Origin of the sequence: Thaumasiovibrio subtropicus (assembly GCF_019703835.1) — a bacterium.
In the GTDB taxonomy this organism is placed as follows: Bacteria; Pseudomonadota; Gammaproteobacteria; order Enterobacterales; family Vibrionaceae; genus Thaumasiovibrio; species Thaumasiovibrio subtropicus.
Window position 1 is genome coordinate 1,057,282 of the sequence record NZ_AP023055.1, and the last position, 25,220, is coordinate 1,082,501.

General features: G+C 46.2%; 24 protein-coding genes. 6 read left to right on the plus strand and 18 right to left on the minus strand.

Going from position 1 to position 25,220, the window contains the following annotated elements; all coding sequences use genetic code 11:
- Positions 1-303 precede the first annotated feature (303 nt).
- Positions 304-927, plus strand: a complete 624-nt coding sequence (locus tag TSUB_RS21155; RefSeq protein ID WP_087022574.1) for a hypothetical protein — start codon at positions 304-306, stop codon at positions 925-927.
- 37 nt (positions 928-964) lie between these two features.
- On the opposite strand, the gene TSUB_RS21160 is transcribed toward TSUB_RS21155, so the two are convergent.
- On the minus strand, positions 965-1,411 hold the full coding sequence (locus TSUB_RS21160) for a hypothetical protein (RefSeq protein WP_159064934.1): 447 nt from the start codon (positions 1,409-1,411) through the stop codon (positions 965-967).
- A gap of 87 nt (positions 1,412-1,498) precedes the next feature.
- Positions 1,499-2,029 carry a nicotinate-nicotinamide nucleotide adenylyltransferase gene (locus TSUB_RS21165; protein WP_246616472.1) on the minus strand — a complete coding sequence of 177 codons (531 nt, stop codon included), beginning with the start codon at positions 2,027-2,029 and terminating at the stop codon, positions 1,499-1,501.
- A 124-nt stretch (positions 2,030-2,153) separates the two neighbouring features.
- On the opposite strand from TSUB_RS21165, the gene nadE reads away from it, so the two are divergent.
- Positions 2,154-2,996 (plus strand): ammonia-dependent NAD(+) synthetase, encoded by an 843-nt coding sequence (gene nadE, locus TSUB_RS21170; RefSeq protein ID WP_087022566.1) that lies wholly within the window; start codon positions 2,154-2,156, stop codon positions 2,994-2,996.
- Positions 2,997-3,084: 88 nt separating this feature from the next.
- Here the strand turns inward: nadE and TSUB_RS21175 are convergent, their stop codons facing one another.
- The 10 genes from TSUB_RS21175 to TSUB_RS21220 form a co-directional block, all read right to left on the minus strand.
- Complete coding sequence (locus tag TSUB_RS21175; protein ID WP_087022564.1) at positions 3,085-3,600, minus strand: HD domain-containing protein; 516 nt, start codon at positions 3,598-3,600, stop codon at positions 3,085-3,087.
- 82 nt (positions 3,601-3,682) lie between these two features.
- Positions 3,683-3,826: a YoaH family protein gene (locus tag TSUB_RS21180; RefSeq protein ID WP_087022561.1), complete on the minus strand. Its 144-nt coding sequence runs from the start codon at positions 3,824-3,826 to the stop codon at positions 3,683-3,685.
- 164 nt (positions 3,827-3,990) lie between these two features.
- A complete protein-coding gene (locus tag TSUB_RS21185; RefSeq protein ID WP_087022558.1) occupies positions 3,991-5,124 on the minus strand; it encodes a conjugal transfer protein TraF in 1,134 nt (377 codons plus the stop codon).
- 87 nt (positions 5,125-5,211) lie between these two features.
- Positions 5,212-6,093, minus strand: coding sequence for a DUF2861 family protein (locus TSUB_RS21190; RefSeq protein WP_087022555.1), 882 nt, complete (start codon positions 6,091-6,093; stop codon positions 5,212-5,214).
- 7 nt (positions 6,094-6,100) lie between these two features.
- Positions 6,101-6,769 (minus strand): response regulator transcription factor, encoded by a 669-nt coding sequence (locus TSUB_RS21195; RefSeq protein ID WP_087022552.1) that lies wholly within the window; start codon positions 6,767-6,769, stop codon positions 6,101-6,103.
- The gene (locus TSUB_RS21200; protein WP_087022548.1) at positions 6,738-8,174 is read right to left on the minus strand and encodes an ATP-binding protein; all 1,437 of its coding nucleotides are present in this window, start codon (positions 8,172-8,174) and stop codon (positions 6,738-6,740) included. Before TSUB_RS21200 ends, TSUB_RS21195 begins: the two co-directional genes overlap by 32 nt.
- A gap of 193 nt (positions 8,175-8,367) precedes the next feature.
- Positions 8,368-9,744, minus strand: a complete 1,377-nt coding sequence (gene pntB / locus TSUB_RS21205) for a Re/Si-specific NAD(P)(+) transhydrogenase subunit beta (protein ID WP_087022545.1) — start codon at positions 9,742-9,744, stop codon at positions 8,368-8,370.
- 13 nt (positions 9,745-9,757) lie between these two features.
- On the minus strand, positions 9,758-11,308 hold the full coding sequence (pntA, locus tag TSUB_RS21210; protein ID WP_087022542.1) for a Re/Si-specific NAD(P)(+) transhydrogenase subunit alpha: 1,551 nt from the start codon (positions 11,306-11,308) through the stop codon (positions 9,758-9,760).
- A 436-nt stretch (positions 11,309-11,744) separates the two neighbouring features.
- Entirely contained in the window at positions 11,745-12,029 is a 285-nt protein-coding gene (locus tag TSUB_RS21215; protein ID WP_087022539.1) for an HlyU family transcriptional regulator, read from the minus strand.
- 85 nt (positions 12,030-12,114) lie between these two features.
- Complete coding sequence (locus TSUB_RS21220; protein WP_087022535.1) at positions 12,115-12,294, minus strand: hypothetical protein; 180 nt, start codon at positions 12,292-12,294, stop codon at positions 12,115-12,117.
- 260 nt (positions 12,295-12,554) lie between these two features.
- Here TSUB_RS21220 and TSUB_RS21225 point away from each other — a divergent pair, with 260 nt between their 5' ends.
- Positions 12,555-13,475, plus strand: coding sequence for a hypothetical protein (locus TSUB_RS21225; protein WP_192867854.1), 921 nt, complete (start codon positions 12,555-12,557; stop codon positions 13,473-13,475).
- A 445-nt stretch (positions 13,476-13,920) separates the two neighbouring features.
- Here the strand turns inward: TSUB_RS21225 and TSUB_RS21230 are convergent, their stop codons facing one another.
- Entirely contained in the window at positions 13,921-15,573 is a 1,653-nt protein-coding gene (locus TSUB_RS21230) for a bifunctional metallophosphatase/5'-nucleotidase (protein WP_087022532.1), read from the minus strand.
- A gap of 306 nt (positions 15,574-15,879) precedes the next feature.
- Between TSUB_RS21230 and TSUB_RS21235 the strand changes: the two genes are divergently transcribed.
- On the plus strand, positions 15,880-17,544 hold the full coding sequence (locus TSUB_RS21235) for a DUF2813 domain-containing protein (protein ID WP_087022529.1): 1,665 nt from the start codon (positions 15,880-15,882) through the stop codon (positions 17,542-17,544).
- On the opposite strand, the gene TSUB_RS21240 is transcribed toward TSUB_RS21235, so the two are convergent.
- The 4 genes from TSUB_RS21240 to TSUB_RS21255 all read right to left on the minus strand — a co-directional run bounded on the left by TSUB_RS21240 (position 17,516) and on the right by TSUB_RS21255 (position 22,773).
- Positions 17,516-19,375 carry a sensor domain-containing diguanylate cyclase gene (locus TSUB_RS21240; RefSeq protein ID WP_087022527.1) on the minus strand — a complete coding sequence of 620 codons (1,860 nt, stop codon included), beginning with the start codon at positions 19,373-19,375 and terminating at the stop codon, positions 17,516-17,518. The genes TSUB_RS21235 and TSUB_RS21240 overlap by 29 nt on opposite strands.
- A gap of 3 nt (positions 19,376-19,378) precedes the next feature.
- The gene (locus TSUB_RS21245; RefSeq protein ID WP_087022525.1) at positions 19,379-20,416 is read right to left on the minus strand and encodes an ABC transporter substrate-binding protein; all 1,038 of its coding nucleotides are present in this window, start codon (positions 20,414-20,416) and stop codon (positions 19,379-19,381) included.
- Between the two features lie 189 nt (positions 20,417-20,605).
- Complete coding sequence (locus TSUB_RS21250; RefSeq protein ID WP_087022523.1) at positions 20,606-21,199, minus strand: outer membrane beta-barrel protein; 594 nt, start codon at positions 21,197-21,199, stop codon at positions 20,606-20,608.
- Between the two features lie 236 nt (positions 21,200-21,435).
- A complete protein-coding gene (locus TSUB_RS21255) occupies positions 21,436-22,773 on the minus strand; it encodes a DEAD/DEAH box helicase (RefSeq protein ID WP_087022521.1) in 1,338 nt (445 codons plus the stop codon).
- Positions 22,774-23,056: 283 nt separating this feature from the next.
- Between TSUB_RS21255 and TSUB_RS21260 the strand changes: the two genes are divergently transcribed.
- Positions 23,057-23,572 carry an NUDIX hydrolase gene (locus TSUB_RS21260; RefSeq protein ID WP_246616473.1) on the plus strand — a complete coding sequence of 172 codons (516 nt, stop codon included), beginning with the start codon at positions 23,057-23,059 and terminating at the stop codon, positions 23,570-23,572.
- 35 nt (positions 23,573-23,607) lie between these two features.
- Here TSUB_RS21260 and TSUB_RS21265 read toward each other — a convergent pair whose 3' ends face one another.
- Positions 23,608-24,027, minus strand: a complete 420-nt coding sequence (locus TSUB_RS21265) for a VOC family protein (protein WP_087022590.1) — start codon at positions 24,025-24,027, stop codon at positions 23,608-23,610.
- 245 nt (positions 24,028-24,272) lie between these two features.
- On the opposite strand from TSUB_RS21265, the gene TSUB_RS21270 reads away from it, so the two are divergent.
- A complete protein-coding gene (locus TSUB_RS21270) occupies positions 24,273-24,836 on the plus strand; it encodes a gamma-glutamylcyclotransferase family protein (protein ID WP_087022518.1) in 564 nt (187 codons plus the stop codon).
- Positions 24,837-25,220: the final 384 nt, after the last annotated feature.

Below are 25,220 nucleotides of genomic sequence, written 5' to 3' on the forward strand. Positions count from 1 at the left end.
CGCAGTAAGCCAAGATGATTCAGTATTCATTTCACCCAATCTGATTGGTTGGAGGTCATACCAGATAATTAAAATGCACTCTGTTTCTCATCTTAGATACCACAATGACCTGACAAGGACACTGAGGGAAATACGACGGTTATCGCATGCCATCTCTTAGGGTTAGACATGACGGTAAACTCAAGCAAATCGGGTTCCAATTGCGCAGGAAGTCAGCAGATTTATTTGACCGTTTGCAAATAAACGCACAAACTAGCCATTCTGTCACTTTGGCTAAAATCAGACGAATAAGACACCGACACTATGCAACATACTATAGAACATCATTTCAACACTTCGAATCATCTGATCGTCACCGGCAGAAAAAAAGCACAATACAATCATCTCGTCGCTCCAGTCACTGGTGCTATTCTGGTTCGCCTTGGCAAATTGACTCATTACGTCGCGGCGGGCCAGCATTTCTGGATTAACCAAGACTGCTTACAAAGCTTACTTATTCTTCCTCATACAGAATGGCAAGCGATTCAAATATCGGTGAGGTCTCAGCACAGTTTTAGTCCGCAAGCGGGATTAATGCATCACCCACTGCTGACTCCGATACTGGACGAATTGCGCAACCAACCGAGTGAAGAACTATCGCGTCACCTCCTCAACACTCTCCATCAACTTCTGAGTGAACTGCGCGTCGCTACGCAGACCAAACACTCAATGACACTCGATAATAGCAAAGTGTTACACGGTCACAAAAAGGTTTTCGATGCATTGGCACCTAATGATATCGAGCTGGTTTCACAATGTTTACATCTAGCTGAAGCGGTAAAAATGAAGCGTTCGGGTAAGAAAATGGAAGTGATCGCAGAGCAGTTAGGGCTTGATATACAACAGCTTATCAATCGTTCACAATTATTGCTCGGCGAAGACTGGTAGTTTTGGTTATCGCCTTCGATCGAAGGCGAGTAATTTATCAGTGGAGAGGCAACTGCATTTGAATCATAACATTGCCTTCCTCTTCTTGTTGCCAGCGATAGTCAATACGAAATCTTGGCCGCCCTTTCTGTTGTGGACCGAGTCCTAAACTCATCGTAATACCATGCTGTCGGATCCAATTTTTGATCTCATCCGAGCTAAACTGCTCGATATCATGGGCGTCTTCCGGAAGATACAGGCTAAACCCATAGTGAGTACCGTCATCAAGTGTGCTGGCATAAAATGGACTCTCTGTTATCCAACTGTCCCAAAAACCCACTTGGTCGGCAACAAAACCGCTATATTCACCGGTGTAATCGAAAACACACGCTTCTTCATCCGTGTGAAATGGTGCTTGGTTACATAACGAAGGTGAGGCCCATGCGTGGAAAGTTAAACACGTGATCGAAACGCAACCAATCACAAAACGAAGCATTGAATTCATTAAATCGCGACACCTTTACTTCAGCAACAAAATCACACTTTCAGTTTCTTCTTCCTTGAAACCGATAAGCCGTGTTGATCGCTAGACTCATTTCCATATTTCACTCAGTTCATCTCGAACGGCCTCTAAGCAATGTTCAACTCCTGGTGTCAACCAATGAGAAACATTATTGCCTTCAAGTACCGCGTTACGAACATACGTACTGCGAATGTCGACAGTCTGCGGGCATGCTAACACACTCCACTTAGCCAAGATATCATCACTACGATGAAACTTACTGAAGTTGAGAAAATTATCTGGTCCCACCACAAATGTAAACTCATGATCGTCAAATTTCGCCGAAAATGCGGACAACACCGCGTAAGTTGTCACTGCCTCCCCGCCTTTAGCAAAGTTTTGCTCATCCGTTCGCAAAACAAGGTTAGAAAGACCACTGTCTTCAATAAATACGCGAACCCATTCACAACGCAATTCAAAGGGTGCCATACTTTTCCCCCAAGCATGCGCAAAACTCGGCATCATCCATACCTCATCAAAATGCGTTAATCGAGAAACGACAGACAAATGGCCTTTCGTCGGTGGGTTGAATGCACTACCAAAAATCGCAATTTTCTTCACAGTCAGTTAACTCCATCAATTTGCCGATAATTTTACGTTTTTTTTAGTACGATTCACATTGATCATCATCGCTGGTTACGCCATGATCGTAAAAAATCTCAATGTTTACTAGGAATCAACTGACATGGAAAAACTCATCCTCGAAGAGATGCGCGTTCTCCCCACGATTGACCCAGCTTACGAAGTATCTCGCCGTGTCAATTTCATCAAGCAGATGCTTACCAATGCACACTGCCGCACATTGGTACTCGGCATCAGTGGCGGTGTTGACTCCACCACTTGCGGACGTTTAGCGCAGATTGCGGTAAATGAACTTAATCAATCACAACAAGAAATCCAGTATCAGTTTATTGCTGTTCGTCTACCTTATGGTGTGCAAAAAGATGAAGACGAAGCACAACTTGCGCTTCAGTTTATTCAACCAAGTCATGCTATTAGTATCAACATCCAATCTGGTGTTGATGGTATTCATACTGCAACGCTTGATGCTCTAAAGACAGTGGAAGATAAGGCCACTGACAAAGCTGCCATTGATTTTGTCAAAGGTAATGTCAAAGCCCGCGCTAGAATGGTCGCACAATATGAAGTTGCTGGCATGACAGGCGGATTGGTTATTGGTACTGATCACAGCGCTGAGAACATCACCGGTTTCTACACAAAATACGGCGACGGTGCATGTGACTTAGCGCCTTTATTTGGTCTAAATAAACGCCAAGTACGCCAATTAGCAGACTACCTCGGTGCGCCAGAACAACTGGTGAAAAAGGTCCCCACTGCTGATCTAGAAGAACTGGATCCTCAAAAAGCCGATGAAGCGGCACTCAACCTTACCTATGACCAAATAGATGATTTCCTTGAAGGAAAAGAGGTTGATCAAAGTGTCACTGATCGTTTAGTGCATATCTACACAGTGACTCAACATAAGCGCCAACCTATTCCGACCGTCTACGATTTAGACAATGAGTAAAATTTCACTCAAGAACAAAAAAGCTTGGTCAAATGACCAAGCTTTTTTATCGCCTACTCTATCGGAACAATCGCAACAGTAACACAGTCTAGGCGTAACCTTTAGGTTCGATCAGGTTGTCCAGTTCCCACCAAATCGCCTCACATAGACCCTTTCTGTAACACGCATTTCTAAACGCACCATGCTCTTCACGATAACGAGTTAAGTGCTTGGTCGAAAACATTTTACTCGCTCGCACATTCGCTAATCGATCACACGCTTTTACAATCAAAGCGAGTCGAGCTGACTCTTCAAAGACGGTGAGGTTTCGTAAGCGGGAGTTCGCTTCCTCTTTACGGACACTTCGTGTTATCTCAGAGGAATCGGTGAGGTACATCACCGCATCGGCAATCGTAAAACCAAACTCTGCGGCAATTTCGTCGACAGAGGTTTCGGTGTCTTCAAGCAAATCATGAAGCTGTGCGACGATCATCGCGTCGGAACCAAATGGCTGAGCAAGATCCGCGACACTGTCGAGATGATAACTGTAAGGTCGATCACCATAACGCTGACCGAGATGACGGGAACGAGCTAATGTTCTGGCTCTAAGGTAACGATTGTTCATTTTAACGGCCTTCCATGCACACTCAAACAGACAAAGCAACCTAAAGAAAACCCCAAGGCTCACACCTCAGGGTTCGCAATACTTATTCAGTATCTTTCTTTTGTTGACGAATTTCGTTCGCAACTTTCATGATAGCTTCACCACTGCTCATACCTTGCGCCATTAAGGCATGGATACGTTCAGCCGCTTCTTGTTGCTCTTCATGCGTCAAACTTGGATCAGACATACTACCCCCAATATCAATGGGGACTAGTTTATGTCGAAAGCTTCTGAGACTCAAGCGACTTACTCTATGAGGTTTCAGATTTTTGACAAACCATCAAGTTTTTGAAATTAAAGTAATTTCTAACATCTCATTGATAAAACTATCACGCTGACCCAATAAAGTGACTAAAACATCAGTGCTAATTGCATCGAACCACCATATTTCCCTTTACCACCGTAGGACGCACCTAAGTCAAAATTAACGATTCCAAATGGCGATAATCCAAGTCCGGCAGTAAACACGGTATCAATATTGCCTTGCAAATCATGTTTTACACCCGCTCGCACTTGCGCCTGACGAAATGCATCAAACTCCATACCAACACTCGCGAACTGCGTTTCTGCTTCAAAAAGATCACTCGCAAAACGCTTTGACTTCATAAGATCAACATCAACACCCAAGGTATAAAACTTAGAGACAAAACCAAAACCCGTCGTCAAACGAGGTTCAATTTTGTAAGTGAATTTGCGGCCATTCAGCTCTGTGAACGCGGGGTTTGTTGCAGCAGTTTCATAGTCATTCGGAATTAAGTTCTTTATCGCAAATCCCATTCGATAAGGTCCTTCAACATAGGCAACACCGAAGTCTACATTGAAGGTTGTCTCTTCGGTTTCGTACTGCGGGTCATCAAAATCTTGAGGATCAAAATCATCGAGGCTGTCGGTAAAGTTATAAGTCGTTACGCGCTGAAACTTAGGTGCAAAACCCACTAAATAAGAGCGTCCACCAATCGATACAGGTTTCGCCATTGCCATGCCAACATCCATAACGTTAACGGCTAATATGGTGGCAGAAGAGCGCACATTAGTTGGGTCAAATCCAGCTAAGTCCGCAGAAGAGACATTCGGAATACCAATGACATCGGTATAATTGTGAATAAAAAAGTTGGTCGGGATAATGGTCTTCGGCATTGCGACTGCGACACCAATATTGACTTTGGCATTCAGTGTCTTGCCATCTACTTCTCTAAGAACAGCAACAGCTGCAGTATTATCCGCTGCATCTACGGCATCAGAGAAATCATCGACATCATCGAGAAACTGATCACTGTCAGACACTTGGAGTGTAATGGCAGGCACCAAAATACCCACATCATCACGACGAGACACCACACTGACCAAAGCCGGGTTATAAAATGGTGCACTCAAATAATCTGCTGTCGCCACTCCCGCTTCCGCCATACCAAAAGTTCGAGAATCGGTTGCTGCTGCTGAGGCAGCGAACAACCCACATCCCAATACCATCAACTGAGTCTTCATTAGAATCACCACCACATTAATTATGTTATTCAGACATAATATAGATGCAATGATTACAATATGATAACAACATCAACACATTAGGTGTCAAAATGCTAGATTGGTCACTTCTATGATGGTTGCAGGCGGGTGAACTTCAGTGGGTTTAATCAAACGTTGCACCTCTTGGACTTTCACATCACCTTGCCAGCGCGAGTCGACAAGGCCAACACTCAACCAATACTGACCGGGCTTGAGTTTTGTATCATCTGGGTCGAAAATCCGCGGTAATTTGCCTTGATCTTTTTGTTCCCAGACGACCTGCTGATAAAGGCGATCGATCGGGAAAACGGCTTGCTCTAACATGGGGGCGGGACAGGCTTTTAAAGGGAGCTTATTGTTTTCAATTCGCCATTGATAAGTATCAACCCAACTAATCCGCTGAACTTTAGGGGCTTCACCTAAAATCAGCCACTGAGACCATTCACCTTTATTGGCACTATTCACTGCTAGCCGATAGAGACCTCGAGGCAAAGTTTCAGACAAATGATGAAAACTAATCTTAAACTTACCACTGCGAGAGACTGCCGTCCGGCCACTCACGATAACCTCATCTGGCCATCGTTGAAGCTCAATCGCAAGTGAATTAACCGATGCAGCCCCCTGAACAGTGACACTGTAATTTAATTGGTTAACATGCTGCACGGCTTCGCGCTGCACCGCCAGCTCAGATAACCATTCAGGTAACGTGTGCGCCGTTAAGACTCGGCCACAGTCTAAGCCAATTGAGGCACTCAACAACTCGGTTAAGTTATCGGCCACCAGCGTTTCCGGCTGTTGTTGCCAGATTTGTACCATTTGCTCAAAGCTCGTCGACACTTCACCTTGTAAAAGCAACTGATGCGCGCGCGTCAACGGGTCTTTGCCAGCAAACCACTCGGCATGAACGGGTATAGCGACAACGGCCGCCGCGAGTAAGTAGCCTTTCATCAGAAAACTACGATGCCGCTTTCATCCGATAGCCAACACCCCGTAAGGTCTCAATATTTATCCCCTCAATCTTTTGACGAAGCTGCAAAATATGGGTATCGACGGTACGCGTTGTCGGATAATGGTTGTACCCCCACACATGATCAAGTAGCTCATCACGTGTAAACACACGCCCTTCGTGCTTAGCCAAAAAGTAGAGCAGGTCAAATTCAGTGCGGGTTAACGTAATACTTTCGTCACCAACCAGTACATCTCGCGTCTCGGTGTTAATCGCGACGGGCTCCACCACTAACAAGTTACTGTTCACCGGAGGGGCAACATCATGTTGGCGCAATTGGGAGCGGATACGCGCGAGCAGCTCTTGCTCTGCAAACGGCTTGGTCAGGTAGTCGTTCGCGCCAGAATCCAAGCCTTTAACCCGATCATCAACAGAGACCATCGCGGTTAAAACGATGACTGGCAATGCTTTTTCTGCTTGCCAAGCATGCAAAAAGTCGAGGGAATCGCCTTCTGGCAATTGTCGGTCTAATATCACCATGTCTGCTTGTGACCATAAAGGCGCTACCGCAGTCGCACAATCAGCGTGTAAGCATTGATAGCCCGCATCTCGTAATACGGCTAATAGACCTACGGCTAAGTTGCTGTCATCTTCGACTAGCAGAAGTGTTTGACTCACAAGGTATCTCCACTACAAAAGTCGTTGGCGGGCCTTCCAAACTGAGTTTGCCCCCCATACGTTTAATCATTGATTCTACAATTGTCAGCCCTAAGCCTAAACCACGTTCACTGACAAAAGGCTTACGAATTCGCGCCCAATCTTTGGCCGTTAAAGGCCCTTGGTCGCAAATTCGCATTACTAACCGTCCTCTGGAAATTGAAGCCGAGAGCGTTAAGGGCGCTACACCGTACTTCTGTCCATTTGCTAGCAAATTACTGACACACGTTGCTAGCCAATACACATTAATATCAACTGCCTGATCGTCAGGAAGTGACAATGTCACATCAAAGGGTTCGCAAACAAATTCTACCCATTCATTAAACGACGGCACATGTTCGACGCTTAACTGCCCTTGTGTCGACTGCAAGTAGTCTTTACTGGCTTCAGCGAGTTGCTTTAGACGGCGCGAGTCCTCACATAAACGTCGAAATTCATCATATACATTTTCAGGTAACGAATCGAATTGACGGCGAAAGCCCTCGACAGTAAGACCCAAACTTGCGATAGGTGTTCTCAACTCATGTGTCAGTATCTGCAATACTAACATTCGTTCTGCGAGGATTTTTTGATGTGACTTCCAACGATGAAAGCCCCACCCCATCACAAATAATAGGTTGAAGACAACTAATCCAATTGCTAAATAATAAGGCAGTTTTGACTGTTCAATGCTCTGCCAACAGATGTTGCCTGTGTGCGTCACACAATACTGGACATCTGATACTAAGTTAAAGCTAATGTCATGCCGATCGAGAGTCCGCGACCAGATAGCCCGGTCATAAACACGGTAAACATCTTGATGCCGAACCCAAAGCTCTTCGCCCGCGATTAGAAAATCCGCACCGGCGATTAATGCACGAAGTGCTGATTCTGACATGTGCTGCAGACGAAAAAGCTCGCTGTTCTCTTCGGCGACTGCACGCTCAGATATGTGATAAAAAGCGATCAACTCATCGTAGCGCTCTGGAAAAAGGGCGACATAGCGACGTGCATACGAACCACCACCAGGGTGAATATAGTCAGCACGGGCGAACCAACCAACCGGTAACACTGTTTTATTACATACCGCCCGAGTAAAAACAACTGGCTGTGTTAACAGTGGATTGACGGGCCATGGGCCTTTACAAAGCTGCGCATTACGATAGAGGCGTTGAAGTTGATCAACAGGATACTGAGCAGTCTGCGGGAGTTGATATTCTGGCAGCAACAAGACTTCAGGATAGTTTAACTGGAACTGTCGAAAATCCACTTCAGCAATGTTGTGCTCGACTGCAAAATCATCTTTTAGCAACGACAAACGCTCTGGCACTGTCAGTGCTAGAGCTTGAGCGCTAAATAATGATATTAGGAGTACAATCAACTTCATGGCGCTGATAATAACACTAACCTCAACACCAATGTCAGGGGGATGTGAAGAATCAACCCGTTACAGCCAACCGCTGCGCCGCAGTCAGACATCCTTTTGCGTCGATTTAACGCCAGCGAAGCACTGGTGACAGTGTCACTAATAACAATAAAAAGAGGCCAGTATTTGGCCTCTTTGTCGCATAATGACTTTGCTATATATGGGAAGAGATTGCCAAACAACTCTCCTTGGCGTCCCCAAACAACATACTGGTGTTTTCCTTGAAGAAAAGTGGATTCTGAACGCCCGCATACCCCGTATTCATCGAGCGCTTAAAGACCACAACCTGTTTCGCGTTCCAGACTTCAAGTACGGGCATCCCAGCGATTGGACTATTGGGGTCCTCCATCGCGGCTGGGTTAACGGTATCATTAGCACCAATGACGAGGACAACATCGGTGTCTGAAAAATCCTCATTGATCTCATCCATTTCCAAGACAATGTCATACGGCACTTTAGCCTCAGCCAACAGAACATTCATGTGCCCCGGTAAACGCCCGGCGACTGGGTGAATACCAAACCGCACTTCCACACCCCGTTTACGGAGCTTTTCGGTAATCTCATGGACTGGGTACTGAGCTTGAGCGACGGCCATACCGTATCCCGGCGTAATGATGACACTGGTCGCGTCTTTGAGGAGCTCAGCAACATCCTCTGCGCTCGACTCTTGGTGTTCACCTTGTACATCATCATCACTCGCTACCGTGCCATCACTACCAAACCCACCCGCGATGACAGAGATAAACGAGCGGTTCATCGCTTTACACATGATGTAAGACAGAATCGCACCCGATGAGCCGACGAGGGCACCAGTGACGATCAAAAGATTGTTTGCCAACATGAAACCCGCCGCTGCCGCTGCCCAACCTGAATAAGAGTTAAGCATAGAAACCACCACCGGCATATCAGCACCACCGATCGATGCCACCAGATGATAACCAAACGCGAGAGCGATAATCATAACCACGAAGAGAATAAAGCCGGAACCTTCCACGTGTACAAAGATGTATAAAAGCAAAAAGGACACCACCAAAGCAGCAAAATTCATTTTGTGTCGGTGAGGCAATGTCAACGGCTTACTCGATACGAGGCCCCGCAATTTACCGAAAGCCACCAAGGATCCGGTAAAAGTCACCGCACCAATAAAGACACCTAAAAAGATCTCCACCAAGTGGATATTCAACATAGCGCCTGACAATTCACCGTGATGAAGATAGGTATTAAAACCCACCAATACCGCGGCAAGACCCACGAAACTATGCAGCATCGCCACCAGTTCGGGCATCTCAGTCATTTCAACTTTCTTAGCATAGTGGATACCAATAGCCCCACCTACTACCATTGCCGATAAAATAAGCCACGTGCTCTCAGAATATGGGCCAAAGATGGTTGCCACCAAGGCGATGCCCATCCCGGCAATACCATAATAGTTCCCCATTCTCGCCGATTCTTGCTTAGAGAGGCCGGCTAAACTGAGAATAAATAGAACAGCAGCAATCAAATACGCTGCTTGCACAACACCTGCAGACATAACACTCTCCTTGTTATTTGTCTTTGCGGAACATTTCCAGCATTCGCTTAGTCACGGTAAAGCCACCAAAGATATTGATGCTCGCAATCAGTATCGCAATGTACGCCATGACACTCACAAATCCATGGCCTTGGCCAATCTGCAACAGTGCCCCAACAATGATAATGCCGGAGATGGCATTCGTTACCGACATTAGAGGTGTGTGCAATGCATGGGTGACATTCCAAACGACGTAGTAACCCACCACACATGACAAGACAAATACCGTGAAATGGGTGAGAAACTCCGGCGGAGAATAGTGCGCTATCCAACCGAAAATGAGAGCTGCGACACCGAGGTAGGCAAAACGCTTTCCTGGCGAGGATGGCGGTGCCTCTTTCTCAACAACAGGAGCCGCAGCTTTGGGCTGAGCTTGCGGCTGCGCAGACACTTTAATGGGAGGCGCTGGCCAAGTAAGCTCTCCCTCTTTAACAACGGTCAAGCCACGTAACACTTCATCGTCAAAATCTATGGCTATCTGGCCATCTTTCTCTTCGCAGAGAAGTTTGATGAGGTTAACCAAGTTCGTACCATAAAGCTGTGAAGATTGAGCAGGCAGGCGCGACACCATATCGGTATAGCCAATGATCGTCACCCCGTTCGCGGTTGTAATCACTTTATCCGCTTCGGTGTAGGCACAGTTGCCCCCATTCGCAGCAGCGAGATCGACAATCACACTGCCTGAAGCCATGCTATCGACCATCTCTTTAGTAATTAATTTAGGTGCTGGCTTACCCGGAATAAGCGCAGTAGTAATGATGATATCCACCTCTTTAGCTTGCGCTGCATACAACTGCTCAGCGGCCAAATTATAGGTTTCAGACATCTCTTTCGCATATCCATCGCCACTACCGGTATTTTCTTGCACATCGACCTGAAGAAACTCAGCGCCCATGCTCTCGACTTGCTCTTTTACTTCGGGGCGAACATCAAATGCTCTCACGATGGCTCCAAGGCTCCCCGCGGCACCAATTGCAGCCAACCCAGCCACACCCGCACCGGCCACCAGCACTTTTGCGGGTGGCACTTTACCCGCGGCAGTAATTTGCCCAGTAAAGAAGCGGCCAAAATGATGCGCCGCTTCGACCACAGCACGATACCCTGCAATGTTTGCCATTGAACTCAACGCATCTAATGCCTGCGCTCTTGAAATACGCGGCACCGCATCCATCGCTAGCACGTTTATGTTCTTAGCGGTCAACTTGTCCATCAACTCAGGGTTTAACGCGGGCCAAATAAAACTGACTAGCGTTGCACCTTCTTGCAATTTGTCGATTTCATTGCACGCTTCTACAGCTTGCGGTGCGTTGACTTTAAAGATGATGTCTGAGGACCAAACATCAGTTTCAGAGACGAGCTGAGCGCCAGCTTCTTGGAAGGCTTTGTCTTCGAAACTCGCGGCTTCACCTGCGCCTTTCTCGACAGCAACATCAAAGCCAAATTTCACTAATTGAGAAACCGTTTTGGGTGTTGCAGCGACACGGTTTTCTCCCGCAAGGCTCTCTTTCGGTATACCTATCTGCATTGTCCATCCTTAGTATGTGCAATGTAATATAGGGAGTACCTCATTAGTCATCGTCATACTTCAAGATTGACTTGATGCTTTGTTGTTAAATTACCTTTTCAAACGTAAAACAAAGACACCATCAGACTAATACCACCCCACCAACCATTTTCCGTTTTTATCTTAAAGTCAGCATAGCTGGCAACGTTGTGACATGCGACACAAACGTTTAAATTTTATTCATTTTTTCGCCAGTTGACTAAGAAGAGAGACAGAAAATGCCTGAAGGGAATTTATTGATTATCCATTGCCACATATATGACAAAGCAATACATCAGCCCTAATCACCGCGGGATATGTTCGGATTAAAACCACACAGCTGAACAAAACGAGAGGATACAGACAAGCACAAGTAGAAAGCTCGTGCTGAGAAAAGAAAAAGGAGCCTGAGCTCCTTCTAAGAAAACATTTTGTCGCCAGTTTGATCAACAAACATTTGCGCTTTTTTAAGCATAAACTCATTCGCATCCTGCTCCGATCCCAAGAGATCAGAACGAATAAACGTATGTGTTTTAACTTCACCATCGATCACTTTGCAAATACGCCCAGCAATGCGGTACTGACCACCCTCTTTGATTGCCTGAGGGTAGATTTGAAAGCCATTATATTCAACGGCTTCCACTGCTGGCTTTGCTTCTTCAACCGGCGAAGACTTTCCGAATAGTTTGGATAAAAAACCCACAAACTTATCTCCTTGCGAAACAAGCGCACATCATGCCATGAGAAGGCGACGGGCGCACCCTATTTGCAGGTCTTTCTATTCAGATTTATAAGCCAATATCTTTACGCAAGTGCTCCGGTAGATCAGATGCGTATATAGTGGCTTTTTCGCGCACGAACAAAATGTCCCAAGCGTGACGAATCAATCCTTTGAATGTTAACGCGTAGGCTTTTTGCTCCACTGACGCAGCAGTGTGTGTGTTTTCGAAGTTTGCTACTTGTGCCATAGGATGCCCCTAACTTTGTCATTCAATTTATGGGGTAATATTATCCAATCTGAACAGTGTGCAACACTGACAAAAAATGCCCAAAAAGATTAAAAAAACTAATGCGAAAACATGTTAAAAACTTGTTCACGTCTAAATGGTTTTTCAATGCGAGTGAGGTAACTAAATTTCTGCTTTTCGCCCTACTTTTTTGAATGGATATTCACAAACTCACCCCGCTCATTTATCATGATACATTCCTTTAACAAGTTAGGTTTTTTATGCTCGCGTTTTTAGCAAAAAATAGCACATGGCTATTGGTTGTTGCTGCTGTGGTTGGTTTTATTTTTCCCAATCTGTCCGCAAGTTTGTTCCCCTTCTTACCTGCGATTCTTTTTACCCTCATGCTTTTCACACTTGCTGGTATGGAGCAAAAGCTTGTTATCCAACACTTGAAGTCAAAGCAGACTTGGGCCTTTGCCCTCCTTCATAATGTCGCGCTAACCTTACTACTGGTCGCTTTGGGTCATCTCTTCGCCCTTTCCTCGGATTTAATACTCGCGTTAAGTGCAGTAGGGGCAACAGGCTCCTTGTTCGCCACGCCGGCAATTGCACGCTCTGTTGGCCTCGATCCACTACCTTGTATGGCGACCACCATTGCCACAACACTTTTAATGCCAGTAGTCATCTATCTAAACCTTGTTTTCTTGCAATCAGAGACGTTTTCTTTGGATATGGTGAGCTATATAAAACGATTAGTTATATTCATCGTTCTACCCATGCTCATTTCTGTCCTATTGTATCGCTTTGTCCCACGTACAACTTTACAACGTGCCCATGGCAAACTCGCTCAAGTCACTATTGTTTTAGTCTTTAGCTTTCCGCTTGGTCTCATTGGCCCGTTTAGAGAAACGTTCAATACGAATCCTCAATACGCATTGCAGTTACTCCTCTTAGGTGCCCTGATTTGCTGTGGCTTTTTCATTATTGCTCTCGCAGCATTTTGGCATCAAGGGAAAGAAGCGGCTCTCGCTGCGGCAATTACGTCAGGTAACCGCAACGTCTTGCTCACATGGACTGTTGCAGGGAGTTTTTTAGGCAGTGAATACCTGCCATTGGTTGGTGCTTTGCAGGTGCCTATCTACTTGCAGCCTTTGGTGGTGAGACGATTAAAGCGTTATTGGGATGAGCGTTCGTCTTAATACTTTAGCTTACGTCCGTCATTAATCCGTTAGGCTGTTATCGTCAAACGTCAGGCATAAAAAAAGAGTGAAGACAATGCTTCACTCTTTCTTACCCAGCTTAGGTCAACCAACGTGTTTTACGCTTACTCACTGACCGCCGTCTCTACTAAAAGACGCCGTTCGTAGCGATTAGATACCTGCGGCAGGGACGAAATATACCAGCCCACCCCATGCGCTAATCCAAGCAATGACCATGACCACGTCTAACCAATCTCGTTTGTACATGTGACCCCCTTCCTGCCACCTAATAACAGTATCGGCACGCTCTGAAATTAATTGAGCAATAAATCACCAATTTTGATAACAATGAGATATCGAAAGCAAATCAGTTAGCTGTATCGCTTTACTCATTTACCATTATCAAAAGCAAGAACTTTGCCAAAAAAGTATCATATTTTTGACGCTACGCGATGAGCTCCACGAGTTGCTCTGTTGGAGCGCTCAACACGCTTTGCTGTTGCGCATACGCGATGAAGGCATCCGCCATTGTCACGCCAATAGACTCAGGTTTACTACAGGCGCCGAGAAACGCCTCATAGCCTTCTTTACCTAATGCGGTATAGCTAGAGCTTGCTACCCAATAAAGGCCTTCATCATCAATGGGTTGCCATTCCGCATTGCGATACAAGGCGAGATTGACGATTCGCTGACCTTTTTGCTTAGAACGTTGATACTGGTATCTTAGGTGGGATGTATAGGGGTAACTACCATCACCGCTTCCTATCTCATCTCGGTTAATAGCATTGTTTATCGCACCTTCTAGCGCGGCTTTAAGTATCTTTCCCTTCACTTCAAATCTGACAACATCAATCGCGAACGGCAAGAGTCTTCCGGCAACTTCGCCCGCAGAGAGGTCACCCTCTGCCACATCGACGCGCACGCCACCCGCGTTGTGAATGGCACAATCCACTTTTAAACCTCGCTCATTCGCTTGCCACACAAAGGCGTCACAAACAATGGGCGCGACTTCACTCGACAAGGTCTCAGTCGGTACTCGGATATGGCGAAGTAATGTTTGCGCTTTGGCGATATTTTGATTCATTAACGCATCTACCGCACAACGATAAGGCGATAAAGCCGTTGTTACTCTCGGGTCTTCTTGTAAAAGCGCAACACAGCTAAGCGTCTGCAACTGGCTCTGCTGCGCCTCATTGATGGATTTTTCATCAACCAGCAAAGTGTTTTGGCCTTGAATGAGTGTTGCCACTCCCCTTTCATTGAACGACAGTTCTGCAACGCCTAAGGTATAGCCATTACAACTTGCTTGAAACACCAAGGTGTCCGCAACACGGCGTCCGTATGGCTCACTATTCTCTAAACCAACGGTACTGAAGTCACCCTGCCAGGTATGTGTATGTCCGCCAATGAGCACAGAGATGCCTGAAACACGCTTGGCTAGGTCCAAATCACGTGGATAACCGAGATGACTCAACACGATAATATTGAAGATATTTTGTCGGTGCGCATCCGATATCATCGCATTCAGCGCCTTCTCTACATCGAGAAAGGGCGTCTTTTCTGACGGATGGGCAATATCCGCCATATTGTCCAAGGTAATACCCATAATCGCGACGCGATGACCATTAAATTCTCTGACAATATACTCGCCGCACTGCGCTTGCACGTCGAAGCTTTTGAGATGGTGGGGTTTGCGCGCCAAAGAAGAGACATCCCAGTTTGATGCCATTACAGGGTGCGTCAACGCATTGATGTAACGAAGCGCATAGTCATTACCAAGATCAAACTCATGATTACCAAGCACAGTCGCATCTGCAGCGAGAATGTTTTGCAATACCGCATTCACTTCACCTTTATAGAGAGAAAAGTAAAGGCTACCTTGGAAAGAATCTCCCGCATCAAGGAAAAGGAAAGGTGTTTGATCTTGTTCAGCACGTTGGCGCTGCTTTTCTAACGCACTTGAGACCAATCCAATACCACCACATTGGATAGCTTGCTGTTGGCCAGCAAGTTCAAGCGTTAGCGCACTGGGTTCAAAGTGAGAGTGTAAGTCGTTGATATGTGCAAGACGGAGTGTTAAAGGTGTAGCCTTCGTCATTTCTTAATCCCCTTTTAGTCAAAATGATATCAAAACAAGGGGTTTGATCACAGTTTAATATTATCTGTATCAATTACTCACAACATACCTTGGCACATATCACATAGAGTTGAGATACGAATTACATACACTTATTTCCGAAGCTAACACTATTGACAGTACTTATGCTCGGGCATGCCTTTTCATACAGGAAACTCATTACCCCAACGGCACCAAGGCTTGATGTGTGAAATGCGATTGAAAACATTAAGTTAAGATCAGCTAAAATAATACTAAGCAGAATAAAAAGTAGCCTAAAGCCAGTCTATGCATCTAAAGCGTATCGAAATTGCTAACTTTCGTGGTGTACAACGCCTCTCATTGAGCTTTGACGAACTCACCGTTTTAATTGGTGAAAACGCGTGGGGGAAATCATCCCTACTCGATGCACTCGACCTGTTTCTTTCGCCGCATCTTGATCACTACCAATGTCGCCAAAAAGATTTCTTTGTCGACCATACACATAAGCAAACTGCGGCTTCGACGTTATACATTGTGATGGTGTGGCAAGAGGATTACTTGGAAGAGCGATTGATTCATCGCTATCGAGCGTTTCGCTCATACTGGCAAACCAATAATGAGCAATACCAAGCGCTGTATTTTTCTCTCAGTGCACACCAAAAGGAAGGAAAAGTCGTTACCCATTACGCCATGCTAGATAATCAAGGCAATGAGCTGATTTGTCTGGACATCAAGCGATTACTCGCACAGTTTAGAGTTCTACATCCACTGGTACGTATTCGAGATGCCCGACGACTTCGCAATCTTGACCTGAGTGAAGATCTCACCTCACCTTTCAGCAACGGCAACGGCAACGGCAAAGAACAAAATCCCATTCAGCAACGCCTGACCAAACGACTAAACAATACCACACGTCGGTTGCTTACCCAGCCAGGTCACGTTAACGCTGGTGAGCTCAAAAGTAGCATTCATGCCCTGCAATCTCTTGTCGAGCACTACTTTGCATTCGCGCCCCACAATCGTGCACACAAACGTGGTCGTCACATCCGCCAAGACAATCACTCACCCTTATCGATGCTGAATCAAAGACACCTGAATAAGTCACAAAAGCTACTACTCATTAGTTTGTTGAATGCCTTTATTCGCGCGCGAGGGGCCGTGGCACTCAAACGACTGTCTCGCCCCCTCTTAGTACTTGAAGATCCGGAAGGGCGCTTACACCCAACCTTACTTCATCAAGCATGGGCCTTTTTTGCGCCGCTGCCTATCCAAAAAATAATCACCACCAACAGTGCTGAGCTACTTGGCGCGACCCCTTTAGATGCAATTCGCCGCTTACAGAGAGCACAAAACAAAACCCGCGTCTTTGCTATCGAGTCAGATTTACTCTCTGATGATGAACTGCGTCGCGTGACTTTTCATGTTCGGTACCACCGCCCCAATGCGTTTTTTGCAAGAGTCTGGTTATTAGTAGAAGGGGAAACTGAAATATGGTTGTTTTCAGAACTCGCAAAGTTACTCGGTTTTGACCTTGCCAGCGAAGGCATACAGCTTATCGATTTTGCACAAAGTGGATTAAAATCCTTGCTCAAAACAGCAAACAAATTAGGTATCGAGTGGCACCTTGTCACAGATGGCGATCCTGCGGGGAAGAAGTACGCACAAACCGGCCTACGTTTTCTCAATGGACTCGCTGAGAAACAGCGTGTTACCATCCTGCCGAATCAAGACATGGAGCATTATCTCTACCACCAAGGCTATGCGCCGCTTTTTCATGAGCTTGCGAACGTGTCTCAGCAAACCCCGATGACAGAAAGACGGGTGATCAGTAAAGCGCTCAAGCATCACGCCAAACCGGACGTCGCCCTAGCCATTATGAAATATACCGAAGAGAGGGCGAACACAGAGATCCCTGTTTTACTCAAACAGATTCTGATACGGGTTATTGCATTGTCTCGGGGGCAAAGTTAGTGTCTTGAGACTGGTCATCCACGACAAGTTTATTTCGACCTTCATGCTTGGCTCGGTATAACGCACCGTCGGCCAACTCCATCACTTCACTCACTGATGGGGCGTCGCCAAGCCCAACTTCAATGATGACCGCACCAATACTCACCGATAACACTTTGTGTTCCCGACTACCTTGGTGGGGAATCCCTAGCTCGACGACATCATCACATAGACGCTGACCAAGCAATGCGACCTCTTCTCGCGTCAAATCCGTCAAGATAGCAGCGAACTCCTCCCCACCAATCCGCGCGACCATATGACCATTTGGACTCAACACTTGAGACAAGGTACGCGCGACATATCGTAGCGCAATATCACCTTGCACATGACCATAGATATCGTTGTATCGTTTAAAGTGGTCAATATCGATCATCAACAGAGAGATAAGCTGCGGTTGATTACCATGGGCATAAAGTGCGACTTCTAACTCGCGTTTGAACGGACGACGGTTTACCAAGCCCGTCAACTCATCGGTTTCAGCGATCACTTGCAAACGTTCATTGGCTTCAATCAACTCATCTTGAAGATGACTCATGGCTTGGCGGTTTTTCTCGTGAATATGCAGTTCACTTACGGCAGAAGCAAAGCGAGTTAAAATGGAAATGACGTCTTCTTCCCAAGCTTGAGGCTCATAAACATGCACGGCGGTTAAGAGGCCAAACACCTTGGTGCCATCAATCAACGGAAAAGCCGCTATCGATGCGATGTGCTGTGATTCGAGTAACTGGTACTCCTCGGGGGCTATCTCCTCAAGATCACGAATATCATTAATAACAATGGGTTCCATCGAGAGTAAACGACGCTTTAAAAAGGCCAACCGACTCACATCGTAACCTTCTTCTAGTGGGTTATCCGTTCCATCTGCTCGCCAAGAATGCCGATAGCGCGCAAACTGGTCATCGAATTCTACCAGGCTGATGCGATCAACATTGAGATAGCCTCCTAATGGCGCAATCGCGTCACACACAATACGGTCCGCTTGCTTACTATCATGAGTGATGATGTCGAGGGACATTTCGGCCAGAATTTTATTCACTTTAGATTGGCGCTGCAGTTCTTCCGTTCGCTCTCTCACTGTGCGCTGCAGTCGGCTTTGGTGAAATCGAAGTTCCCTTTGTACCCACAGCTGCTTAGCAAACGCATCACGCGCTTGCTGTTGTAAGTCAATCACCGAACCGGCGAGAATGCCAATCTCATCGTTCTTTTCAAGCAGTTCTCTAGGCACTTTAACCTTGCGTAAAGACCCGCCCGCAATCGTCGACACACTTTCAAAAAGACGCGTCAAAGGACTGGTTACCACCCGTGAGACGAGAAAGAAAATAAACAGCAACAGTACCACTGTCTTTATGAAGTTAGTCACACCGACAATGAGTAGTTTTTCAACCATCTTGTCTTTGATTTCATTATGATCAATCGCGATACTCACATAGCCCAGCTCGCGAGAGTTGTAATAAAGCGGGTACTTTATCCGCTCTGGCCCCACCCCATGTTCATCTGTCAGTAAAAAGTGGGTACCATCTTTGCCTTGTAGTTCAATGTTACAGACAAAGGGCACAGTATGTAGGCCTTCAAGCAGGGCTTGCATCTGCTCAAAGTCGAGATCCCAAAGCGCTTCTGCTAAGGGGCCTTTCGTTGAGTTCACATGATTATCAAGCTGACCTTCAATCGCTTCCGTTTCTCGGTGGTACTCAACGACAAACTGCACCGCGATAGTAATCGCGGTGAAAAGGGCGCTACAGACAAGAATATAGATGGTTAAACGACGCTTGATGGACTGTGAACCCAATACCATACGCTACTCCGCTTGCTTAAATGCTGAAAACGGCACGGCTTCAACATCCAAATGAGGGAAATCAATTCGCTGCCACTCTTCACTTAACAGAATGGCATGCAATTCGGAGTTTGGCTCTATGATTTCAAACAGCGGCAACCTGTCAGTTTTTGACCAGTAGCCTTGATCGACATGCTTGGAGATTTTTGTCAAAACTAAGCCTGGGGCAACAAAATGTCCACCACCTAACGCGGCTATTTTTCCCGCTTTCAGCTCTAACAGCACTCGTTTCGAGGTATTCACAGTACTAATGAAGATATCTTCTCCCACGACTAATCCCATATCAACCGCCGCTTGCTGCACGCCGAATGCCATGTGATCGTTGGCTGTCCAGACATAACGCAGCTCGCCATAGCGCGCTATCAAGGCTTTTGATTGACGATAGGCATTCTCTTCTCGCCAATGACCGAAAACACGCTGGGTGAATGCCATCTCGATATTGTGTTGTATAAAGGTCATCGCACCCAGTTCACGCTGTTGTGAGGCGGGTGTCGTTTTATCGCCAGAGATCACAGCAACCTCCGCGGGTACTTCCCCCCCCGCCTCAAACAACGCGGCTGCAGTTTCTCGCCCAATATACTCATTATCGGGAAAAAGACCGGGTAAAAGGAAAGTTTGCCAATGTGCATCTTTATAAGCTTGTCGTTTATCTATCTCACTCAGGTCATTGAGCACGAAAGTAACGAAAATAGGAAAGCCGCGAACGGTATCAAGCATCTTGGCACCGATGCCTTTCTCGTTCACTAAAACAATGTAGTCTGGAAGGGGGGTTACCGTCAGGCGACGTGTTAAGAAATCAATCGCGTTAATATGATCGCGGCGGGCATGGTAAATCTCTAGTTTGATGTCGAGCTGCTTGGCCGCTTCTGAGATGTAACCATCCACGCTCCCCCAAAAACTCTCTTCTGGCAACCCGGGATTGATAAACAGCACATTCGTTTTTGCGTGCCCTTGGAGAGGCGATAGAAACAAAATTAAAACAATTATTCGACAGAAAAACATAACCACTCCCTATGTTTTTACATAGTATGGTCATGAACACGGAGAATGTCGATTAATATGTCAATAAAAACAGTCAATGTATCATCGTCGAAGCAGACTGTTTCTTATCCAATATTAAGGGTGCTGGTGGCAGGCGAGTAAAGAAAAACGTCGGAATTCGTTAAGATTGAATTCCGACGATTAAAATCGTTAGAAACGGTAACCTGCTGAGATCATCGCCATGGTATTGTCAACCTGACCGTAATCATTCACACCACCGCGGCCAGTTAAGCCAGAATCCATTTCGAAGTAGAGCACTTCGATGCCAGTATAGAAGTTTTTAGTGTTGGTATAGCGATAGCCGATACCATAAATTGGCGTAGTATCGTTGGCTTTGATTGACGCGGCAAACGTGTCTTTGTACTCACGATCCCAGTTTGCAAAACCGGCCTTGACGTAGAGCAAGGCATTGTCCGCTTGATACTCACCAAGGTGATCAAAACGGTAGCCCGCCATCAAACTGCCCGTGAACAAGCGATTATCATACTCAACGCGGTAGTCTTTGAACTCCGTGTTGTAGATCTCCGCGGTAACGTTAGCACCCAACGCGAACTTGCTCCCAACCGGAACAATAAAAGTAGACTCCACACCGTAGCCAAATGCCCAATCTTTCATTGAGCGCACTGGAGAGCTCGCTTTTTGCTGAACACCGCCGAGTCTAACGCCAACACTAAACTCATAACTGTGTGCCGCCGACGAGCCAAGTAATAACATCAGCGCACCGAAGTGCATAATACCTTTCATACTTTTACCGTTCCTCAGTACCTATTCGCATCAAAGATATCGTCGAAACAACCGCTTAGCCAAATATGTTTACAATTGGCTAGAAGTCTCTCGCAATTTTTTTTGAAAACTACGCAACGTTGGTTTCAAAGGGTTGCTGTCAAGCCAAAGGCGAAAACAATACAGAGCAAAAACAATCGCTTTGGCACAAAAAAGCCCGCCAAATTTGGCGAGCTTATCTCTCGTTCAATCGAACGTTACTCAGCGTCAGGAGTCCGTTTTTTCTTCTTAGGCATGAAGACGTTATCACCCACAGCGACATTCGAGTAAAAACTCTTATCTGCTTTTTTCACCTGTGGCTTCTTCGCTTTCTTTGGCGTTGATGGTTTGGCTGCTGGTTTCTTCGACTTAGGCTTAAGGTTCTTCTTCGGTTTAGGTTTAAGGCCTTTGAACTTACCTTCGAGGCCATCAATCGTCACAAAGGTCATTTCCTGCTCTAAGAAGGCTTCAACGTTCTTGAAGCTTTGCCAATCTTTAGGTCCAACCAATGAGAATGCCTTACCTTTGTTGCCTGCTCGGCCTGTACGACCCACGCGATGAACGTACTCTTCAGCATGTTTGGGCATATCAAAGTTAATCACATGCGAGACGGTTGCTATATCCAATCCGCGAGAAGCGACGTCGGTTGTAACGAGAATCTTATGAACATGGCGCTCAAACTGACTCATGATGTTGTTTCGAGCCGTTTGGTTCATACTGCCGCTCAGTGCCACTGCTTTACGTTTCGCTGCATTGAGTTTCTCGGTTAAACGGTCGGTGTCACTCCGTGTAGCGGTAAAGATAATCACCTGCTGATGGTCTTCATTTTCAAGAATATGATCAAGCAAAGCTTCTTTATGATCTAAATGGTCACACAGTAAGAAGTTTTGCTCGATATCTTTATGCTCTTCATTGGAGAAGCCGATCGCAATTTGCTTTGGCGAATTGAGCATATCACCCGCAATATCATTCACTTGCTGGTGATCCAATGTCGCTGAGAACATCATGGTTTGACGACGGCGATGATTAGCTGCCGCATTAATGCGCTGCAACTGGGCCTCAAAACCTAGGTCCAACATACGGTCAGCTTCATCTAAGATCAGCATCTCTAAGCCATCAAGACTCACACTGCGATGCTCTAGGTGATCCGCCAAGCGTCCCGGTGTCGCAATGACAAACATCGGGTCTTTATTGCGAAAAACTTTCACTTGGTCATTGAAGTTCTCTCCACCTAAAATCAAGCTCGCGTCATAGGGCGTGCCCGCAATAAGCAGCTTCAGTTGTCCATACACTTGTTTTGCCAGCTCACGTGTCGGCGTCAAAATCAAAACGCGAGGGTCGCGTCGTGTAAAAGGCTTGGAGCGATACATACGCTGCATCGCTGGTAGCAGAAACGCCAGCGTTTTGCCCGACCCCGTTTTTGAAGAGGCCAGCAGATCCTTACCCGCAATACCGACAGGCACAGCTTGCGCTTGCACATCAGTCGCGGCTTTGAAACCAAGATGATCCACTTTCTTCAATAAACGATTGTCTAAACCAAGATCTTTAAATTGCAAAATGACGCTCCAGCTAAATAGGGGATGCAAAAAACAGAATAAGCCGACAGATTCTTCTGTTCGGGCGCGCGAGGATAGCACATCCCTAGCCCTGACAGAAGCCATACCGCGGCGATTTTAATCTTAGAACGTCCGCTTTTGCTTTCGAACTGTCGCAACAAATTGAAAAATGGCGCTATCTCACCCAAATGACACTTTATTGCTTCAGTAAAAACACGTACCGTCGACATTTGTTCTGCACGCTTTTAACATACTCATCTCATTGACTGAACGGAGAATCATTGTGAGCAAGGTACACCATCGATGGAAATCATTTGAGCTCGTTGAAGAATCGCTCGTCTTCCCTGACGGAAAAACACGTTCGCAGACAACGCTACGTCATCCCGGCGCAGTGGTCATTATCGCACTGACTGAGCAAGGTAATGTATTACTGCTGAAACAGTTTCGAGCGGCGTTCAATGATTGGATACTCGAACTCCCTGCCGGCACAGTCGATGAAAACGAATCCTTTTACCAATGCGCTAAAAGAGAACTTCCAGAGGAGACGGGATATAGCGCCGCACAGTGGCATACGCTGGGCTCTCTCTATGCCGCTCCCGGATTTTGTGATGAGATGTTAGAAATCTACGTCGCTCAACAACTTACTCATACAGAGGCAACAAGTGATGAGGATGAGTTTATCGAAGTTATCGAAGTCGACATACCTACATTAAAGCGCTGGTCTGTTGATGGCACACTCAATGACTCAAAATCACTGGCTGCACTCTATCGTTATTTTCTCGTTCACGAGCCCCAGTAAACAACCAAGCGAGCCAGACTATCCGTCACTGGGTGTTATGACCTATTTAACATCGGGTGGTCATCCTTGAGTTGGATGAGATCCCACAAGTTACCATAGAGATCTTCAAACACGGCAACGGTGCCATATTCGGCCTCTTGCGGGGGGCGAACAAACTGAATGTCTTGTTTGACCATGTTGTCATAGTCGCGCCAAAAGTCATCCGTTTGCAAGAAAAGGAAAACACGTCCTCCAGACTGATTGCCAATGGCATCAAGCTGTTCAGGCTTGGAGGCTTTAGCCAACAAGAGGGCTGCACCATCAGAGCCGGGCGGTGACACCGTCACCCAGCGTTTATCTTGCTCAGGTTGGTATACATCTTCGACTAAGTCAAACTTGAGTTTATTAACATAAAAGTCGATCGCTTCATCATAGTCCTGAACCACGATAGCGACATGCAATAACGATTGCTTCATTGTCCTGTCAGCCATTTAGATATCCTTTAGTCACTTAATACCATCACGCCAAGCTAAGCGAGAATGACAACAAGCACCGTACCTAGATGTTATATCAGCTTTACAAATACTTTGCCGAACAAATTATTGTTAGATATGGTAATGGTTCTAGAAATGATTCTATCAACGACTTACGATGATTCCGCAGGCATATCGCAGGTCATCTGTAATATTGAGTTAAACCGTTCGACTAGGCAGGCGTTAACATGTATTTGATTGGCTATGGCAGCTTAATCAATCGACATTCAAGGCAACTGACGCAACAAACCGGTCAGTGCCACCCCGTATTTGTGACTGGCTTTGACCGTCATTGGAGCAAAATCGATGACTCTTATACCTTGTCCCCACTTGCCGTCACGCCCGGTACTGGCGGTTTCAATGCCGTTGTCATCGATATCGATAAAGAAACGATAGATGATTTTGACAAACGCGAGCGTGGCTATATCCGCATTGAAGTACCACAACAAAAGTTGAACTTATTGGAAGGTGAAATCGACCCTGCGCGCGCGGTTTGGATGTACATCAATGAGGATGTGACCCCGCCCTGCATACACATACCCATCGCACAAAGTTACATCGATACGGTACTTTCAGGTTGTCTCGATGTGTCGGAGACGTTCGCGCGCCAGTTCATTTCGACCACCAAAGGTTGGCACCACCCTATCGAAAATGATCGTCTAGCACCAAAGTACTCCCGAGTTGCAGGTGTCACAGATGACCATCAAAGAGCCATTGACCTCATCCTCACTGACGTTTTACGCGCTGCATAAACATCTTCCTTGTCGGTTTGATGCTCAGTATTTGTCAACGGCAATACTGAGCAGATACGCTAGCGACTTAAACAGACTTACACTCAAACCACCTCAAGATGCAGGATTCAGAAGCGGCCTAGCGCGTCGAAGTCAAGGTAAAGAGTCCAAGGCAAAGGTGTGAAGGAATGGATTTCCCTTTCAAACACCTTTAACACAAAAATCGGGGCGCCAATCGCTAGATCTCGCACCCTTAAAACGGCACTAATTTAACAAAATCAACACTTACGAGTGACAATTCGTAACATTGCCGTTATATTCCAGCGCTTACACACCGCTAGATACCAACCCATGCGCTATCAGAACCCCCACCTTGCTATTATTGCCAGCCTTCTCAGTTGGCTG

Excerpts from the sequence above, each read along its gene's own strand:
- nadE (WP_087022566.1), top strand. The coding sequence starts at position 2,154 with ATGGAAAAACTCATCCTCGAAGAGATGCGCGTTCTCCCCACGATTGAC.
- TSUB_RS21180 (WP_087022561.1), bottom strand. The coding sequence starts at position 3,826 with ATGTCTGATCCAAGTTTGACGCATGAAGAGCAACAAGAAGCGGCTGAA.
- TSUB_RS21185 (WP_087022558.1), bottom strand. The coding sequence starts at position 5,124 with ATGAAGACTCAGTTGATGGTATTGGGATGTGGGTTGTTCGCTGCCTCA.
- pntA (WP_087022542.1), bottom strand. The coding sequence starts at position 11,308 with ATGCAGATAGGTATACCGAAAGAGAGCCTTGCGGGAGAAAACCGTGTC.
- TSUB_RS21160 (WP_159064934.1), bottom strand. The coding sequence starts at position 1,411 with ATGAATTCAATGCTTCGTTTTGTGATTGGTTGCGTTTCGATCACGTGT.
- TSUB_RS21175 (WP_087022564.1), bottom strand. The coding sequence starts at position 3,600 with ATGAACAATCGTTACCTTAGAGCCAGAACATTAGCTCGTTCCCGTCAT.
- TSUB_RS21200 (WP_087022548.1), bottom strand. The coding sequence starts at position 8,174 with ATGAAGTTGATTGTACTCCTAATATCATTATTTAGCGCTCAAGCTCTA.
- pntB (WP_087022545.1), bottom strand. The coding sequence starts at position 9,744 with ATGTCTGCAGGTGTTGTGCAAGCAGCGTATTTGATTGCTGCTGTTCTA.
- TSUB_RS21245 (WP_087022525.1), bottom strand. The coding sequence starts at position 20,416 with ATGTTTTTCTGTCGAATAATTGTTTTAATTTTGTTTCTATCGCCTCTC.
- TSUB_RS21240 (WP_087022527.1), bottom strand. The coding sequence starts at position 19,375 with ATGGTATTGGGTTCACAGTCCATCAAGCGTCGTTTAACCATCTATATT.
- TSUB_RS21155 (WP_087022574.1), top strand. The coding sequence starts at position 304 with ATGCAACATACTATAGAACATCATTTCAACACTTCGAATCATCTGATC.
- TSUB_RS21230 (WP_087022532.1), bottom strand. The coding sequence starts at position 15,573 with ATGACGAAGGCTACACCTTTAACACTCCGTCTTGCACATATCAACGAC.
- TSUB_RS21225 (WP_192867854.1), top strand. The coding sequence starts at position 12,555 with ATGCTCGCGTTTTTAGCAAAAAATAGCACATGGCTATTGGTTGTTGCT.
- TSUB_RS21250 (WP_087022523.1), bottom strand. The coding sequence starts at position 21,199 with ATGAAAGGTATTATGCACTTCGGTGCGCTGATGTTATTACTTGGCTCG.
- TSUB_RS21220 (WP_087022535.1), bottom strand. The coding sequence starts at position 12,294 with ATGGCACAAGTAGCAAACTTCGAAAACACACACACTGCTGCGTCAGTG.
- TSUB_RS21235 (WP_087022529.1), top strand. The coding sequence starts at position 15,880 with ATGCATCTAAAGCGTATCGAAATTGCTAACTTTCGTGGTGTACAACGC.
- TSUB_RS21270 (WP_087022518.1), top strand. The coding sequence starts at position 24,273 with ATGTATTTGATTGGCTATGGCAGCTTAATCAATCGACATTCAAGGCAA.
- TSUB_RS21265 (WP_087022590.1), bottom strand. The coding sequence starts at position 24,027 with ATGAAGCAATCGTTATTGCATGTCGCTATCGTGGTTCAGGACTATGAT.
- TSUB_RS21190 (WP_087022555.1), bottom strand. The coding sequence starts at position 6,093 with ATGAAAGGCTACTTACTCGCGGCGGCCGTTGTCGCTATACCCGTTCAT.